The organism is Mycobacterium hainanense (genome assembly GCF_041890355.1).
In the GTDB taxonomy this organism is placed as follows: Bacteria; Actinomycetota; Actinomycetes; order Mycobacteriales; family Mycobacteriaceae; genus Mycobacterium; species Mycobacterium hainanense.
The window spans coordinates 4,786,192-4,800,787 of record NZ_CP169059.1; the positions used below are offsets into that span (position 1 = coordinate 4,786,192).

The window sequence follows — 14,596 nt, forward strand, 5'->3', positions numbered from 1 at the left end:
TCCGACGACCGTAGGCAGCACGGCATTCGACGACAACTCACCTGTGGACAGGCGCACACCGCAAGACCGAATGGTGGCTATGTTCTTTCGAATTCCGACTGAAAGGGTCGCCTTTGCCTGCAACCGATTTGGGGATGCGCCGGGTGTCGATTCATGCCGGCTCGGCCGTCGCCGACCTCGCACTGCCGTCCGAAGTACCCGTCGCCGTACTGACGCCGTCGATCGTCGACATGCTGCACGTCCGGGACGGCGATGGCGGTTTGACCGCGAAGCGCTATCACCTATCGCGCCCCGGATCCTCTGCCTTGGATCCGTCGAAGACGCTGGCGCAGAGCGGGATCGGAGACGGCGCCGTTCTGGTGCTCAGCCAGCGGTCGACGCCGCCGCCCGCTCCTCGTCACCACGACGCCGCGGAGGCAGTGTCGGAGGCGCTGGCGGATTCCGGAGTTTCGGCAGCTTCGGGGCACCCACTGGCGGTGCGGCTCACCGGTGCGCTGGCGGCGAATGCCCTGAGCGCCATCGGCCTGTTGGTCCTGGTCCGAAATGCCCTCAGCGGCAGCATCGACCGCGATCGTCATGCGACAGTGGGTGTGTTGGTGATGGTCGGCGTGATCGCTCTGCTATCGGCTGCCGCGACGCACCGACTCCACCGGGATGCGGTCGCCGAGCTGGCGCTCAACGCGATGGCGACCACGTTCGCCGCGGTCGCCGGCTTTTTGGCGGTGCCGGGCGGGCCTGGGGTTTACAACGTCTTGCTGGCCGCGACGGCGGCGGCGGTCACCTGCGTCTTGGCGATCCGGGCCTCGCCCCGCGCCGTGGTCGTGCTCACCGCCGTGTCGTGCGCCGCAACGGTTGTCGCGACCGCCGCCTTCGTGGGGGCGATCACCGGCGCACCGCCGTACGCGATCGGCGCGGCATCGACGCTGGTATCGCTTGGTTTGCTTGGCGTGGGGGCCCGGGTGTCCGTCGTGTTGGCGGGGCTATCACCATGGGTACGGCCGGGCGCGGATGACACCGAAGCAGACGGGTCCGGCCTGGCGGCGCGTGCGCTGCGCGCCGACGCCTGGTTGTCCAGCCTGCTTGGCGGGTTTGCGTCGTCGGCGGCCGTCGGCGCCGTCGTCACCGTCCTGGCCGGTGCGCCGCGCCTGTCTTGCATCGCGTTTGGCGGCGTCACCGGCGCGTTGTTATTACTGCGTGCGCGTAGTGGTGACAGCGTCAGGATGCTGACGTTCGTGACCGCCGGAATCGCCGTCGTGGGAACGACATTCGGGGTAGCCGCCACCTCGAGCACACCGGGACGCGGGCCGTGGGTGGCCGCGGCAGCGGGAACGCTGGCCGCCGGGGCCATCTGCTTGGGCTGCTTCGCGCCCACCATGTCGACTCGCCCCTTGTTGCGCCGAACGGTCGATGCCCTGGAGTGGCTCGCTCTGGTAGCGAGCGTCCCGCTGACTTGCTGGCTGTGTGGAATTTATGGCGCCGCCCGGGGACTGCACCTCCGATGAGGAGGTCTCCCGCCGGGCGCGTCCTGTTGGCCTGGGCGCTGGTATCACTGGCTGGAACCCCGCCCGCACAGGCGGTTTCGCCGCCGCAGATCGACGACAAGTGGTTACCGAAGCCGGCGCGGCCGGCGCCGGCCGCTCCGACCGTGCAACGCGAGGTGTGCGCGACCATGACGACCGGACCGGCGCCCTACCGCCCGCCGGACATCCTCGACCTGGCGCGAGTTTGGCCCCTGACCCGCGGTGCCGGACAACGGGTCGCGGTCATCGACACCGGCATTTCGCGGCAGCGCCTGCTAGCTGATGTGGTGCCGGGCGGCGACTACGTCTCCACCGGCGACGGCACCCAGGATTGCGACGCACACGGCACACTGGTCGCGGGAATCATTGCGGCGGCCCCGGATTCGAACGGCGCTGGCTTCGGCGGGGTGGCGCCCGAAGCCACCCTGATCAGCATTCGCCAGTCCAGCGCGAAGTTCTCCCCCGTCAGCGATCGGTCCCGGACCGGCGTCGGCGACGTCGACACCATGGCCAGAGCCATCCGCACCGCCGCGGATCTGGGTGCCTCGGTGATCAACATCTCCTCGGTCGCCTGCGTCCCGGCCGCCTCCCCGCTCGATGACCGCGCGCTCGGCGCCGCGCTGGCCTACGCCGTGGATGTCAAGAACGTCGTCGTCGTCGCCGCGGCCGGCAACACCGGCGGCGCAGCGCAGTGTCCTGCCCAGCGCTCGGATGCCACTTGGGAAACCGTCACGGTGGTGGCCAGTCCGGCGTGGTACGACGACTACGTACTCACCGTCGGTTCGGTGGACAGCCAGGGGGCGCCGTCGGCCTTCACACTCGCCGGGCCCTGGGTCGACGTCGCCGCGCCCGGTGAGGCCGTCACGCCGCTGGGCTCGGAACCGGTGTCAGGCACCAGTTACGCCGCGCCGGTCGTCAGTGGGCTGGCCGCCCTGATCCGCGCCCGGTTTCCGGTTTTGACCGCCCGGCAGGTGATGCAGCGAATCGAGTCGACGGCGCATCACCCCCCGGCCGGGTGGGATCCGCTCGTCGGCCACGGCACCATCGACGCGCTGGCGGCGGTCAGCACCGATGCCGGTGGGCCGGAGACATCGCCGACACCGCCCCCGGCCGCTATCGCCGCTCCGCCGGCGCTGGCGCCGCCGAACCCGCACGCCCGACACACCGCGCTGAGCGGCGTCGCCATCTGCCTCGCGGCACTGGGGATAGCGCTGGCCGTTGGGGTGGCCCGGGGTCGACTACGGGGCCGGGACCAAGTCGCGGGCGGTTGACGCCTTTTCTCTGCTGAGCTCCGGGCCGGCGGGAAGGGTCTGCAGGATCGGCCACGGCGCCGGGATCGCCGTCGTCAGCCCGAGGGCCCGGGCGGCGTCCTCGTCGTGGATCGGAAACCGCGCTCCGGTGTCGGTGACCAGGTATCGCGTGCCGGTTTGCACGTAGGCGCTTCGGCCGGGCGGCACGTACACCGCGTCCAGCGCGGGGCCGGGCCCGTCGGACCTCGACAAGGTCACCGCCGCTTGGCCGGGCGGCAGGGGCAACCGGTCACCGCCGAGAAGCGTGACGCCGGCGTGACCCGATGGCGCCGCCCGCCACCCGACGCAGAATGTGCCGCTGTCGTCCGACAGGATGGGCGTCCGGTCGGGGAGTCCGGCCACCGGCAGGACGTCGACCGTCCGAGCTGCGCGGATCGCGTCCGGCGCGACCGTCGGGGCATTCGTGGTGCCCTGGGAGTTGCTGAACCGCAGCAGATCGGCGGCCACCTGTCCGATTCGCTGTATCCCGGTCGCCAGCACCGCGTAATACTCGTCACCGCCGGACCGCGCGATGCGCACCACACTGCCAACTGTGAACCCCGGCAATGCCGCCGCCTTCTCGCCCGCACCCCGGATCCGTGGCGCCCTGATCGGTGGCGCCTCGGGGATGGCGTTCAGCAACGCCGGTGAAACGGGCCGCGGTGCGCGGCCCTCCAGCCGGAACGCGCGCGTCACCGCGGGGTCGGCGAGGTCCACGATGGCCCGCTGGCCGTCGTAAAGCAGGTACGCGGGCGAAGCCTGGCCGGCCGCGACCAGGGCCGCCTGGCCGGTACCGAGACGACGGGCCGCCGCGTCGTCCGTGCGGCCCACGATGACCGTCGTCGTGCCGGCGCGGTCCGCGTCGCAGATCGTCCAGGCCGACTCGTCGGCCGGCAACGGCTCACCGATCAGCTGCGGTGCTCCCGGGATGCCCAGCGGTGGCCCGCGTTTGGTGCGGGCCAGGTCCGCCTCGGGCACCGGCTTGGGTTTGGCGGCCGTCGCCGCGACCAACCGCGCCGACGCCAGGTTCAGCACCGGATGCCAGGTGTCGCCCACCCGCACGTACAGCGCCCCGGATTCTTGCCCCATCACCAGTTGGGTGCCATCCAGCGTCACCCGCGGGCGTAGCAAAGCGACGACCGCGGCCACGGCGATCGCGATCGCGGCGAGCAGGCATCCAATCGTCAGCGCCGCCCTTTGCGCCCGCGGGCGATCGGTGAGGGTGTGGACATCGCCGCCCAGCAACGCGCACTCGACGCGACGCAGCTCGAACAGGTAGTCGCCCACCTGCAGGCCGGTGGTCGGCTGACGCGGCACTTAGCCCCCTCCCCTGCGGACCTGTTGCGGCAACGGTAAACCGTCGCGTCATCGAGCCGCTTAACTCATCCACAGGTCAGCGAACTTTCGAACCGTGCTTAGGGTAGGTAAAGTTACGGCGTGTTTTCTCACCGGATAGGTCGCTGCGTCGGGCTCGGGGCCTCTGCCTTGGTCACCGCGGCTGGCCTGCTCGTATCCCCCGCCGGGGCGCCGACGGCCTCCGCCTTCGACTGCCCGGACGTCGAGGTCATCTTCGCGCGTGGCACCAACGAGCCCCCGGGCCTGGGCCGCGTGGGCGACGCATTGGTCGACTCGCTGCGCGAGCAGACCCACCTGAACATCCTGCCCTATGGGGTGAACTACGCCGCCAGCAAGCTGCAGCTGCACGGCGGTGACGGCGCCAACGACACCATCGACCGGGTCAAGAAGAGCGTGGAAACCTGCCCGAACACCAAGATCGTGCTGGGCGGCTACTCGCAGGGCGCGTCGGTGATGGACATCGTGGCCGGCGTCCCGATCGGCGGCATCAGCTGGGGCAACAAGCTGCCCGAGCAGTACGCCAACAACATCGCGGCCGTCGTCACGTTCGGTGACGTCGCCGACCGCGCCGGCGGTACGCTGCCAAGCCAAAGCGCGTTGCTGGGCTCGAAGGCCGCCGACTACTGCAACCCCAACGACCCAATCTGCCACGCCGGGCCGGGTAACGAGTGGAGCGGTCACACCGAGGGCTACGTCCCCGTCTACACCACCCAGGCCGCGGCGTTCGTCGCGCAGAAGCTCGCCGGCTCGAGCCCCGCGTTCGGGCCGCCGCTGGGCCCCGTGCCCAACCAGCCCGGTGCCACGCCGTCACCGGTTTACGGGCAGCAGACCCCGCCCGGCTCGCCGCCGTCGATCCACGGCGGAACCGGTCCCGCGCCCACGCCGGCGGCCCCGAGCACGGTGACTCCGCAAGCACCTCTCGTCTGAATCGTTACCGGCCCGCGATCAACGCGCCCCTAACATCGTGGGGTGCGGCTCATTCCACTGACACTGGGCGCCGGGCTGCTCGCGGGCGCCGCGATAGTGGTTGCTCCCCAACTGCTTCCGCAGGCCTTCGCCTCCTGCCCCGGCGTTGAGGTGGTCTTCGCCCGCGGCACCGACGAGCCGCCCGGCGTCGGCAAGGTCGGCGGCGCCTTCGTCAACGCGCTGCGCCAGCAGACTTCCAAAAGCGTTGGCTCCTATGGGGTGAACTACCCGGCCAATAAGGATTTCCTGGCTGCGGCCGACGGTGCCAACGACGCCAGCACCCACATCCAGCAGATGGCCGGCAACTGCCCCAACACCAAGCTGGTGCTCGGCGGGTACTCGCAGGGCGCGGCCGTCATCGACATCGTCACGGCCGCACCGCTACCCGGGCTCGGTTTCCGCCAGCCGCTGCCGGCGACCGCCGCCGATCACGTGGCCGCCGTGGCGCTGTTCGGCAACCCGTCCGCCCGGGCGGGTCAGCTGATGAGCGCGCTGACACCGGAATTCGGCGGCAAGACCATCGACCTGTGCAACCCGGGCGACCCGATCTGCTCGAGCGGCACCCGCTGGGCCTCGCACCTGAGCTATGTGCCCGGACTGACCAATCAGGCCGCGAATTTCGTCGCCAAGAAGATTTAGCGGGTACGCAGGTCCCGGGTGACCAGATTGCGCGCTTCGAGCTGATCGTCGGGCGGATAGTCGACGCTCACCAGCGTCAGCCCGTGCGGTGGGGCGGCCGCGAAGTCACTGGATCGGCTTGTGGCACTGAGCAATTCGCGGCACCACGACACCGGTCGCCGGTGCTCGCCCACGGCCAGCAGCGCCCCGACCAGCGAGCGCACCATCGACCAGCAGAACGCGTCGGCGGTGACGTGCGCGGTGATGAGGTCGCCGTCGCGGGACCACTGAAGGCGCTGCAGGTCGCGAATGGTGGTGGCGTTCGGCCGATGCCGGCAGAATCCGGCGAAGTCGTGCAGCCCCACCAGCTCTCGCGAAGCGGCGGCCATCGCGTCGACGTCCAGCGGTCTGGGCCAGGCGGTGACGTAGCGGGCCAGCTGCGGCTGCACCCCGTAGGGCGCGGTCGACAGCCGGTACGCATAATGGCGCCGTAGGGCCGAGAACCGGGCATCGAAACCCGCCGGGGCGCGCCGGATATCGAGCACCCGCACATCGGTGGGCAGAAACCGGCCGAGCCGACGCACCAGCGGCCGGAACTCGGGCTCGCCGACGTGTGGCGAGCGCGGATAGGCGTTCGGCAGCGCGTCCAGCGGCACATCGGCGTGGGTGACCTGCCCGGTGGCGTGCACGCCCGTGTCGGTGCGCCCGGCGGCCCGCAGCCGAACCGGCGTGCGGAAGAGGGTGGTCAGCGCCTCGTCGAGCACACCAGCGACGGTGCGCTGACCCGCCTGCGCCGCCCAGCCCGCGAATTCCGTCCCGTCATAGGCGATGTCGAGCCGCAGACGGACCGCAGAATCCGGGTCGTTAACTCTCGTCAGCCTCGTCAGCCTCGTCGGCTCTTTCGGCCTCGGCCCGCGCCGCGATGGCCTCGTCGTGCTTTTCCTCAGCGGCCGCCTCGGCCTCCGCGGACTCCGAAACCTCTGGCGTCTCGGTGGCCTCGGACTCGGCCGGCTCGGTCACCTCGTCGGCCGTCGGACCGACGGCTTCCTCAGGCTCAACCGCCGCCTGAGGTGCCGCCGCCGCCGCAACCGGAGCCTTCTTGGGCGTCTTCGCCCGGCGCGCCCGCTCGGCCTCCGAGGTCACCGTCTTCTCCAGCACCAGCTGGATCACCGCCATCGGGGCGTTGTCGCCCTTGCGCGGCTCGACCTTGATGATGCGGGTGTAGCCGCCGTTGCGGTCGGCGAAGAACGGCCCGATCTCGTCGAACAGCTTGTGCACGACGTCCTTGTCGCGGATCTTCTTGAGCACCTCGCGACGGTTGTGCAGCGTGCCCTTCTTCGCGTGCGTGATCAGCTTCTCCGCGTACGGACGCAGCGCGCGCGCCTTCGGCTCCGTGGTCTTGATCTGGTTGTGCTCGAACAGCGACGTCGCCAGGTTGGCCAGCAGAGCCTTCTGGTGCGAAGACGACCCGCCGAGGCGAGGACCCTTGGTGGGCTTGGGCATTGCACTATCTCCTAAGTGGGGCCGGCCCCCGTATCAGGTAGGGCCGGGACGGACGTCTCTTACAGCTGTTCGGTTTCCGCGTAGTCCTGGTCGTCGTACGCGCCCTCGGTCGACCACGTGCCCGTGGCCACGTCGTACCCGGCGACCTGCGACGGGTCGAAGCTCGGCGGGCTGTCCTTGAGCGACAGGCCCAGCTGGTGCAGCTTGACCTTCACCTCGTCGATGGACTTCTGACCGAAGTTGCGGATGTCGAGCAGGTCGGACTCGGTGCGGCTCACCAGCTCGCCGACGGTGTGCACGCCCTCGCGCTTGAGGCAGTTGTACGACCGCACCGTGAGGTCCAGGTCGTCGATCGGCAGCGCGAACGACGCGATGTGGTCGGCCTCGGCCGGCGACGGCCCGATCTCGATGCCCTCGGCCTCGACGTTGAGTTCGCGTGCCAGGCCGAACAATTCGACCAGGGTCTTACCGGCCGACGCCAGCGCGTCACGCGGGGTGATCGAGCTCTTGGTCTCGACGTCCAGGATCAGCTTGTCGAAGTCGGTGCGCTGCTCGACACGGGTCGCGTCGACCTTGTAGGTCACCTTGAGCACCGGCGAGTAGATGGAATCGACCGGGATGCGGCCGATTTCGGCGCCGGAGGCCCGGTTCTGCACCGCCGGCACGTAGCCGCGGCCACGCTCGACGACGAGCTCAACCTCGAGCTTGCCCTTGTCGTTGAGGGTCGCGATGTGCATGTCGGGGTTGTGCACCGTGACACCCGCGGGCGGCACGATGTCACCGGCAGTGACCGCGCCCGGCCCCTGCTTGCGCAGGTACATGGTGACCGGCTCGTCCTCCTCCGAGGACACCACGAGGCCCTTGAGGTTCAGGATGATCGCGGTGACGTCTTCCTTCACCCCGGCGACTGTGGTGAACTCGTGCAGCACGCCGTCGATGCGGATGCTGGTCACGGCTGCGCCGGGAATCGACGACAGCAGCGTGCGCCGCAGCGAGTTGCCCAGGGTGTAACCGAATCCGGGCTCGAGGGGCTCGATGACGAACTGCGAGCGGTTGTCGGTGAGGACTTCCTCCGACAGGGTGGGTCGCTGAGAGATCAGCATGGTGTTTCTTCTTCTCCTTCTCGGCACCCGCTATTTGATGCCGCTGTGTTTCCCGCGGCGACCCGCTGCGCCCGGCTTCGCCGCGCTTGCGATCGCCGCTGTGTTTCCCGCGGCGACCCGCTGCGCCCGGCTTCGCCGCGCTTGCGATCGCCGAGGATTTCGAGCCAGGGCTGGCTCGAAAGTCTCTTACTTCGAGTAGAACTCGACGATCAGCTGCTCGGCGAGCGGCACGTCGATCTGCGCCCGCTCGGGCAGCTGGTGGATCAGGATGCGCTGGCGCTCGCCGACCACCTGCAACCAGCTCGGGATCGGACGGTCGCCCGCCGTCTCTCGCGCGATCTGGAACGGCACGGTGTTCAGCGAGCCGTCCCGCACGTCGATGATGTCGTACTGCGACACCCGGTAGCTGGGCACGTTGACGTGCACGCCGTTAACGCTGAAGTGACCGTGGCTGACCAACTGGCGGGCCATCCGGCGCGTGCGGGCCAGCCCGGCGCGGTACACGACGTTGTCCAGCCGGCTCTCCAGGATCTTGAGCAGCTCCTCACCCGTCTTGCCGGGCTGCCGGGTGGCCTCTTCGTAGTAGCGGCGGAACTGCTTCTCCATGACGCCGTAGGTGAAGCGGGCCTTCTGCTTCTCCTGCAGCTGCTGCAGGTATTCGCTTTCCTTGATCCGCGCGCGCCCGTGCTGGCCGGGCGGGTAGGGACGCTTCTCGAACGCCTGGTCGCCCCCGACCAGGTCGGTGCGCAGCCGGCGTGACTTGCGGGTGATGGGTCCGGTGTAACGAGCCATGATCTGTTCTCCTAGACCCTTCTGCGCTTCGGCGGACGGCAGCCGTTGTGGGGCTGCGGGGTGACGTCGGAGATCGCGCCGACCTCGAGGCCCGCGGCCTGCAGCGAGCGAATGGCCGTCTCGCGGCCGGAGCCCGGGCCCTTCACGAACACGTCGACCTTGCGCACGCCGTGCTCCTGCGCCTTGCGCGCCGCGTTCTCGGCGGCCAGCTGGGCGGCGAACGGGGTCGACTTACGCGAACCCTTGAAGCCGACGTGGCCCGACGACGCCCAGGCGATGACGTTGCCCTGGGGGTCGGTGATGCTCACGATCGTGTTGTTGAAGGTGCTCTTGATGTGGGCGGCACCGTGCGGGATGTTCTTCTTTTCCCGCTTGCGGGTCTTCTGCCCCTTCTTGGGCGCAGAGGCTGCCTTCTTGGCTGGTGGCATGGGCGATTACCTGGCCTTCTTCTTGCCGGCGATGGTGCGCTTCGGGCCCTTGCGGGTGCGCGCATTGGTCTTGGTCCGCTGGCCGCGCACCGGCAGGCCGCGGCGGTGCCGCAGGCCCTGGTAGCAGCCGATCTCGATCTTGCGGCGAATGTCGGCCTGCACCTCGCGGCGCAGGTCACCCTCAACCTTGAGGTTCGCTTCGATGTAGTCGCGCAAGTGGGTCAGCTGGTCGTCGGTCAGGTCCCTGGTGCGCAGGTCCTTGTCGATCCCCGTAGCTGCCAGGATCTCGTTCGACCGGGTGCGGCCGACGCCGAAGATGTAGGTCAGCGCGATCTCCATCCGCTTGTCGCGCGGCAGATCGACGCCTACTAGTCGAGCCATAGGTGGCGTTTCCTCTTTATCTAGGCGGAGGTCTGATCCCAGTCCGTTCCCGCCGTTGAGGCGGGGCCCGGCCTCCGTCCGGGCGTAGCTGAACGGCCTATCCGCTCAGTGGTACTGGGAGGTCTGCATTCAGTTGTGGTGCAAGTGCTTGGGCCGATTACACGCCTGCTACCCGCTGGGCCCGGGCGCGCCGGGCTTGCGGTCGCCGCTAGCCCTGGCGCTGCTTGTGGCGCGGATCGGAGCAGATCACCATGACCCGCCCATGCCGACGGATCACCCTGCACTTGTCACAGATTGGCTTGACGCTGGGGTTCACCTTCACGGCTGTTCGATCCTGTTCTTTCTCGTTGTCTGATGCGGGCTTACTTGTACCGGTACACGATGCGGCCCCGGGACAGGTCGTAGGGAGACAACTCCACCACCACCCGGTCCTCGGGCAGGATGCGGATGTAGTGCTGCCGCATCTTGCCGCTGATGTGGGCGAGCACCTTGTGACCGTTCTCCAGCTCAATGCGGAACATCGCATTGGGCAGGGGCTCGACCACGCGGCCCTCAACCTCTATGGCACCGTCCTTCTTGGCCATAACTTTTCAGTAATCCTCGTCTTTGGTTTCGTATCCTTTATGTGCGCCGTTGGCGGCGCAGCATTCGCCCGACTAGAAACGTGAGCCGGTTACAGGAAATTCCTCAGACAGGGCACGCAAAAAGTCGGCGCGGATGACGCACCGTTGACCCACGATACCTGGTCAGGCCCCCTGACCCAAAATCGCCCGCAGCGAAATCCGGCCAACCTACTCAACCTGCCGCGGGGCCCCTGACGAGGGCATACTTAACCCCAATGACGAGCCCCGCGAGCCCCGCAGAACCCGCTACTCAGCCTCGCAAGCCGGTGTTGCTGACCGTCGACGACGATCCGTCAGTCTCGCGGGCGGTCGCCCGCGACCTGCGCCGCCAATACGGCGACCGGCATCGGATCGTGCGCGCCGAGTCGGGCCCGGACGCCCTGGACACGCTCAAAGAGCTCAAGCTGCGCGGTGAGACCGTTGCGGTCCTCATCGCCGACTACCGGATGCCGCAGATGAGCGGCATCGAATTCCTCGAGCGGGCGATGGACCTCTACCCCGCCGCGCGGCGGGTGCTGCTGACCGCGTACGCCGACACGCACGCCGCCATCGACGCGATCAACGTCGTCGACCTGGACCACTACCTGCTCAAGCCGTGGGACCCGCCGCAGGAGAAGTTCTACCCCGTCATCGACGGCCTGCTGGATGCCTGGCGGTCGGCGCCCGAACACCCGATCCCGCACACCAAAGTGATCGGGCACCGCTGGTCGGAGCGGTCCTGGCAGGTGCGCGACTTCCTGGCCCGCAACGGCCTGCACTACTCGTGGTTCATGGCCGACGATCCCGACGGCGAGCGGCTGCTGAAGGCCGCCGGCGAGGACGGCCTGCGACTGCCCGTCGTCGTCACCGAACGCGGCGATACCCTGGTCGAACCCACCGACGCGCAGCTGGCCGACACCCTTGGCCTGACCACCACCCCGTCGCAGGAGTTCTACGACCTGATCGTCATCGGCGGCGGCCCGGCGGGCCTGGCCGCCGCCGTCTACGGCGCCTCCGAGGGGTTGCGCACGGTGCTGATCGAACGCACCGCGACCGGTGGCCAAGCGGGCCAGAGCTCACGCATCGAGAACTACCTCGGCTTCCCCGATGGCGTGTCGGGCGGCCAGTTGGCCGACCGCGCGCGCAGGCAGGCCGAGAAGTTCGGCGCCGAGCTGATCACCGCGCGCACCGCCACCGCGCTGGAGGTCAACGGCCCCAAGCGCACCGTGCGATTCGCCGACGGCGGCTCAATCGACGCGCACGCCGTCATCCTGGCCACCGGCGTCGCCTACCGCCAGCTCCCGGCGGAGGGCTGCGGCGAGCTGACCGGCAAGGGCGTCTACTACGGTGCGGCCGTCTCCATCGCCTCGGAATGCGCGGGCGAGGAGGTCTACGTGGTGGGCGGGGCCAACTCCGCCGGCCAGGCCGCCATGTACCTGTCCCGCGAGGCCAAGTCGGTGACCATCGTGGTCCGGGCCCCGTCACTGGACGCATCGATGTCCTACTACCTCATCCAGCAGATCCAGCAGCGCCCCAACATCACCGTGCGCACCTGCACCGAGGTGCGCCGCGCCGTCGGGGCCGATCACCTGGAGCGACTGATCCTGGTCGACAACCAGACCGGCGAGACCGAGGACGTCACCTGCGCCCGCATGTTCATCTTCATCGGCGCCGCGCCGCGCACCGAGTGGCTGGACGGGGTGCTGGCCCGCGACGACCACGGTTTCGTGCTGACCGGGCCGGACCTGCGCAACGTGTGCGGGTGGACGCTCGACCGCCCGCCGCACCACCTGGAGACCAGCGTGCCGGGCGTCTTCGCCACCGGCGACGTGCGGGCCGAGTCCGCCAAGCGCGTCGCGGCCGCGGTCGGCGAGGGGTCGATGGCAGTCATGCTGGTGCACCGCTACCTGGCCGAAAGCTAGGAGGGCCATGACCGCCAAGACGCCGTGTCAGCCCGACGAGCTGCGCAGCCTGTTCCTGTTCGAGGCGCTCACCGACGAGCAGCTGGCCGTGTTGTGCGCCAACGGGCACATCGAGAACTACGAACCGGGCCCGATCTGCGTCGAGGGCGAACCGGCGACCTGTTTCTACGTCCTCATCGAGGGCGAGCTGACGATGTCCAAGCTCTCCGGCGGCCAGGACATCGAAACCAACCGCACCTCTCAGCGCGGCGTGTACGCGGGCGCCTGGCGTGCCTTCACCGGCGGGAACCAGAAGAGCTACGACGCCTCGGTGCACGTGACCAAGCCGTCGCGGTTCTTCGTGATGGACGCGCCCGTCTTCGCCCAGTTCATGCGCGACCAATTCCCGATGGCCGTCCACCTGCTCGATGGCATCGCCGTCGGCACCGACCGGACCCGGCGGATCATTGACAACCGGGAGAAGCTGCTGGCGCTGGGCCGGCTGTCAGCCGGACTCACCCATCAGCTGAACAACCCCGCGGCGGCCATCGCCCGTGCGGCGGCCGACCTGCGCGGCCGGGTCGCCGGCATGCGGGGCAAGCTGGCCATGCTCGCCGACGGCACCGTCAGCCCCGAAGCGCTCAGCGCCCTGGTCCACCTCCAGCAAGGGGTGGCCGAGCAGGTCGCCAAGTCGGCGGCGGAACACCTGAGCGCGATGGAAACCGCCGACCGCGAGGACGCGGTCGGCGACTGGCTTGAAGAGCACGGCGTCGAAGGGGGTTGGGACATCGCGCCGACCTTTGTCGAGGGCGGCGTCGACACCGACTGGCTGGAACGGATTTCCACGGTCAGCGAGGAACTCGCGTCGACGTCGTTGGAGGAGGCGATCCGGTGGATCAACTACACCATCGAGAGCGAGCTCCTGATGAACCAGATTCTGGAAGCGAGCAAACGGATTTCGGCCTTGGTGGCCGACGCCAAGCAGTATTCGCAGCTCGACCGGGCCCCGTTCCAGGTGGCCAACGTCCACGAGCTGCTGCGCAGCACGCTGGTGATGTTCGCCGACCGGTTGACCAAGGACGCTAGCAAGGACGCCAAATCGATCACCCTGGTGAAGGATTTCGACCAGTCGCTTCCCGAAATCGCTTGCTATCCGGGTGATCTCAACCAGGTTTGGACAAACATCATCGACAACGCCATCGCCGCGATGCGCGAGGCGGGCGGCACGCTGACCGTCCGCACCTGCCGGGAGGGCGAGAACATGGCCCGCGTCGAAATCTGCGATACCGGGCCGGGAATTCCCGCCGATATTCGCGAGCACATCTTCGAGCCGTTCTTCACCACCAAGCCGTTCGGCGAGGGCACCGGGCTGGGCCTGGATTTGGCGTTCAACATCGTCGTCAAGAAGCATCGCGGGGATCTGCGGGTGGAGTCGGTGCCCGGCGACACCCGGTTCATCGTGCTGCTGCCGCTGGAGCCCCCGCCGGCCCCCGACGTCGCCGCCGCCGAACTCGACGACGTCGAAGAGGACTAGGGCCGACTTCAATCCCGGCTATTCGGTCGACCGCGACTCCCTTAATCTAAGGAGGCGCAACGAGTTTCGAGCGCCGGCTCCCCATGCGTGGATCGGCGATGGACGGCCGCCTGCTGCGCACCGACGACCATGATCGCGGAACCCGTGACCACCCGCCAAAGATATGGACAGCCGGGTGGCTAGGAACACCCTGCGATCGGATCCAGAAGCAGTCGAACGACTCTCCTCCGATTAGAGGATGAAGAGCGCCGCGACCTGGGCCCGACCGCCGCTTGCGTTGCGACGAGTACGGTTGCGCCACAAGGAATATCGATCGCGTGACGACATACGCCGGTCGGTCGCGGGACTCTCGGTTCGAGGTGGAATTCGAAGAACAGCCCGGAGTCGGCGGCCGTCGCGCGACACCACACAGCTGGTCTTGACGCTCGACACGAACCGGGCGTAACCCCCTACGGGGATTCACGCCCCTCGGTTCCGATCCTGGGCCCATCCTTCATTCGTAGGAGCCTGCATCGTCAGCCAATCGGTCAGATCAGCGGACTGTCTGCGCCCGGCGTTTCGGCAATAGTTGCTGCCATCACCGACGCGTAAACAAGCCACGCG

General features: G+C 68.7%; 14 protein-coding genes and 2 pseudogenes. 7 read left to right on the forward strand and 9 right to left on the reverse strand.

Annotation, left to right across the window (positions count from 1 at the left end; genetic code table 11):
• The first annotated feature begins 134 nt into the window (after positions 1 to 134).
• Complete coding sequence (gene eccD / locus ACEL92_RS22410) at positions 135 to 1,502, forward strand: type VII secretion integral membrane protein EccD (RefSeq protein WP_374026342.1); 1,368 nt, start codon at positions 135 to 137, stop codon at positions 1,500 to 1,502.
• Positions 1,499 to 2,791 (forward strand): type VII secretion-associated serine protease mycosin, encoded by a 1,293-nt coding sequence (mycP, locus tag ACEL92_RS22415; RefSeq protein ID WP_374022808.1) that lies wholly within the window; start codon positions 1,499 to 1,501, stop codon positions 2,789 to 2,791. Before eccD ends, mycP begins: the two co-directional genes overlap by 4 nt.
• On the opposite strand, the gene eccB is transcribed toward mycP, so the two are convergent.
• The gene (eccB, locus tag ACEL92_RS22420; protein ID WP_374022809.1) at positions 2,759 to 4,126 is read right to left on the reverse strand and encodes a type VII secretion protein EccB; all 1,368 of its coding nucleotides are present in this window, start codon (positions 4,124 to 4,126) and stop codon (positions 2,759 to 2,761) included. The genes mycP and eccB overlap by 33 nt on opposite strands.
• A gap of 120 nt (positions 4,127 to 4,246) precedes the next feature.
• Here eccB and ACEL92_RS22425 point away from each other — a divergent pair, with 120 nt between their 5' ends.
• Together ACEL92_RS22425 and ACEL92_RS22430 are read left to right on the forward strand one after the other, a co-directional pair.
• On the forward strand, positions 4,247 to 5,092 hold the full coding sequence (locus ACEL92_RS22425; RefSeq protein ID WP_374022810.1) for a cutinase family protein: 846 nt from the start codon (positions 4,247 to 4,249) through the stop codon (positions 5,090 to 5,092).
• A gap of 57 nt (positions 5,093 to 5,149) precedes the next feature.
• On the forward strand, positions 5,150 to 5,770 hold the full coding sequence (locus ACEL92_RS22430) for a cutinase family protein (RefSeq protein WP_374026343.1): 621 nt from the start codon (positions 5,150 to 5,152) through the stop codon (positions 5,768 to 5,770).
• Here ACEL92_RS22430 and truA read toward each other — a convergent pair.
• The 8 genes from truA to infA form a co-directional block, all read right to left on the reverse strand.
• Positions 5,767 to 6,636, reverse strand: coding sequence for a tRNA pseudouridine(38-40) synthase TruA (gene truA, locus ACEL92_RS22435; protein WP_374026344.1), 870 nt, complete (start codon positions 6,634 to 6,636; stop codon positions 5,767 to 5,769). The two genes, ACEL92_RS22430 and truA, sit on opposite strands and share 4 nt — an antisense overlap.
• Positions 6,614 to 7,252, reverse strand: a complete 639-nt coding sequence (gene rplQ / locus ACEL92_RS22440) for a 50S ribosomal protein L17 (protein ID WP_374022811.1) — start codon at positions 7,250 to 7,252, stop codon at positions 6,614 to 6,616. The genes truA and rplQ overlap by 23 nt, the downstream gene beginning before the upstream one ends.
• A 59-nt stretch (positions 7,253 to 7,311) precedes the next feature.
• Entirely contained in the window at positions 7,312 to 8,355 is a 1,044-nt protein-coding gene (locus ACEL92_RS22445) for a DNA-directed RNA polymerase subunit alpha (RefSeq protein ID WP_055403402.1), read from the reverse strand.
• Positions 8,356 to 8,541: 186 nt separating this feature from the next.
• Entirely contained in the window at positions 8,542 to 9,147 is a 606-nt protein-coding gene (gene rpsD, locus ACEL92_RS22450; protein WP_067273257.1) for a 30S ribosomal protein S4, read from the reverse strand.
• Between the two features lie 11 nt (positions 9,148 to 9,158).
• Positions 9,159 to 9,575, reverse strand: a complete 417-nt coding sequence (rpsK, locus tag ACEL92_RS22455; RefSeq protein WP_046182344.1) for a 30S ribosomal protein S11 — start codon at positions 9,573 to 9,575, stop codon at positions 9,159 to 9,161.
• A gap of 6 nt (positions 9,576 to 9,581) precedes the next feature.
• Entirely contained in the window at positions 9,582 to 9,956 is a 375-nt protein-coding gene (gene rpsM, locus ACEL92_RS22460; protein WP_007167900.1) for a 30S ribosomal protein S13, read from the reverse strand.
• Between the two features lie 208 nt (positions 9,957 to 10,164).
• Positions 10,165 to 10,278 (reverse strand): 50S ribosomal protein L36, encoded by a 114-nt coding sequence (rpmJ, locus tag ACEL92_RS22465; RefSeq protein ID WP_003879483.1) that lies wholly within the window; start codon positions 10,276 to 10,278, stop codon positions 10,165 to 10,167.
• A gap of 40 nt (positions 10,279 to 10,318) precedes the next feature.
• The gene (gene infA / locus ACEL92_RS22470; protein ID WP_003418601.1) at positions 10,319 to 10,540 is read right to left on the reverse strand and encodes a translation initiation factor IF-1; all 222 of its coding nucleotides are present in this window, start codon (positions 10,538 to 10,540) and stop codon (positions 10,319 to 10,321) included.
• 254 nt (positions 10,541 to 10,794) lie between these two features.
• Here infA and ACEL92_RS22475 point away from each other — a divergent pair, with 254 nt between their 5' ends.
• The 3 genes and pseudogenes from ACEL92_RS22475 to ACEL92_RS22485 all read left to right on the forward strand — a co-directional run.
• Positions 10,795 to 12,480 carry an FAD-dependent oxidoreductase gene (locus tag ACEL92_RS22475; RefSeq protein ID WP_374022812.1) on the forward strand — a complete coding sequence of 562 codons (1,686 nt, stop codon included), beginning with the start codon at positions 10,795 to 10,797 and terminating at the stop codon, positions 12,478 to 12,480.
• A 7-nt stretch (positions 12,481 to 12,487) separates the two neighbouring features.
• Positions 12,488 to 12,847 (forward strand): annotated as a pseudogene (locus tag ACEL92_RS22480) (cyclic nucleotide-binding domain-containing protein); the annotation flags it as partial.
• Between the two features lie 783 nt (positions 12,848 to 13,630).
• A pseudogene (locus tag ACEL92_RS22485) lies at positions 13,631 to 13,993 on the forward strand (sensor histidine kinase); the annotation flags it as partial.
• Positions 13,994 to 14,596 lie beyond the last annotated feature (603 nt).

Bases quoted from the DNA above. Each gene is read 5' to 3' on its own strand.
- eccD (WP_374026342.1), top strand. From the start codon at position 135: ATGCGCCGGGTGTCGATTCATGCCGGCTCGGCCGTCGCCGACCTCGCA.
- mycP (WP_374022808.1), top strand. From the start codon at position 1,499: ATGAGGAGGTCTCCCGCCGGGCGCGTCCTGTTGGCCTGGGCGCTGGTA.
- rplQ (WP_374022811.1), bottom strand. From the start codon at position 7,252: ATGCCCAAGCCCACCAAGGGTCCTCGCCTCGGCGGGTCGTCTTCGCAC.
- ACEL92_RS22445 (WP_055403402.1), bottom strand. From the start codon at position 8,355: ATGCTGATCTCTCAGCGACCCACCCTGTCGGAGGAAGTCCTCACCGAC.
- rpsD (WP_067273257.1), bottom strand. From the start codon at position 9,147: ATGGCTCGTTACACCGGACCCATCACCCGCAAGTCACGCCGGCTGCGC.
- rpsK (WP_046182344.1), bottom strand. From the start codon at position 9,575: ATGCCACCAGCCAAGAAGGCAGCCTCTGCGCCCAAGAAGGGGCAGAAG.
- rpsM (WP_007167900.1), bottom strand. From the start codon at position 9,956: ATGGCTCGACTAGTAGGCGTCGATCTGCCGCGCGACAAGCGGATGGAG.
- infA (WP_003418601.1), bottom strand. From the start codon at position 10,540: ATGGCCAAGAAGGACGGTGCCATAGAGGTTGAGGGCCGCGTGGTCGAG.
- ACEL92_RS22475 (WP_374022812.1), top strand. From the start codon at position 10,795: ATGACGAGCCCCGCGAGCCCCGCAGAACCCGCTACTCAGCCTCGCAAG.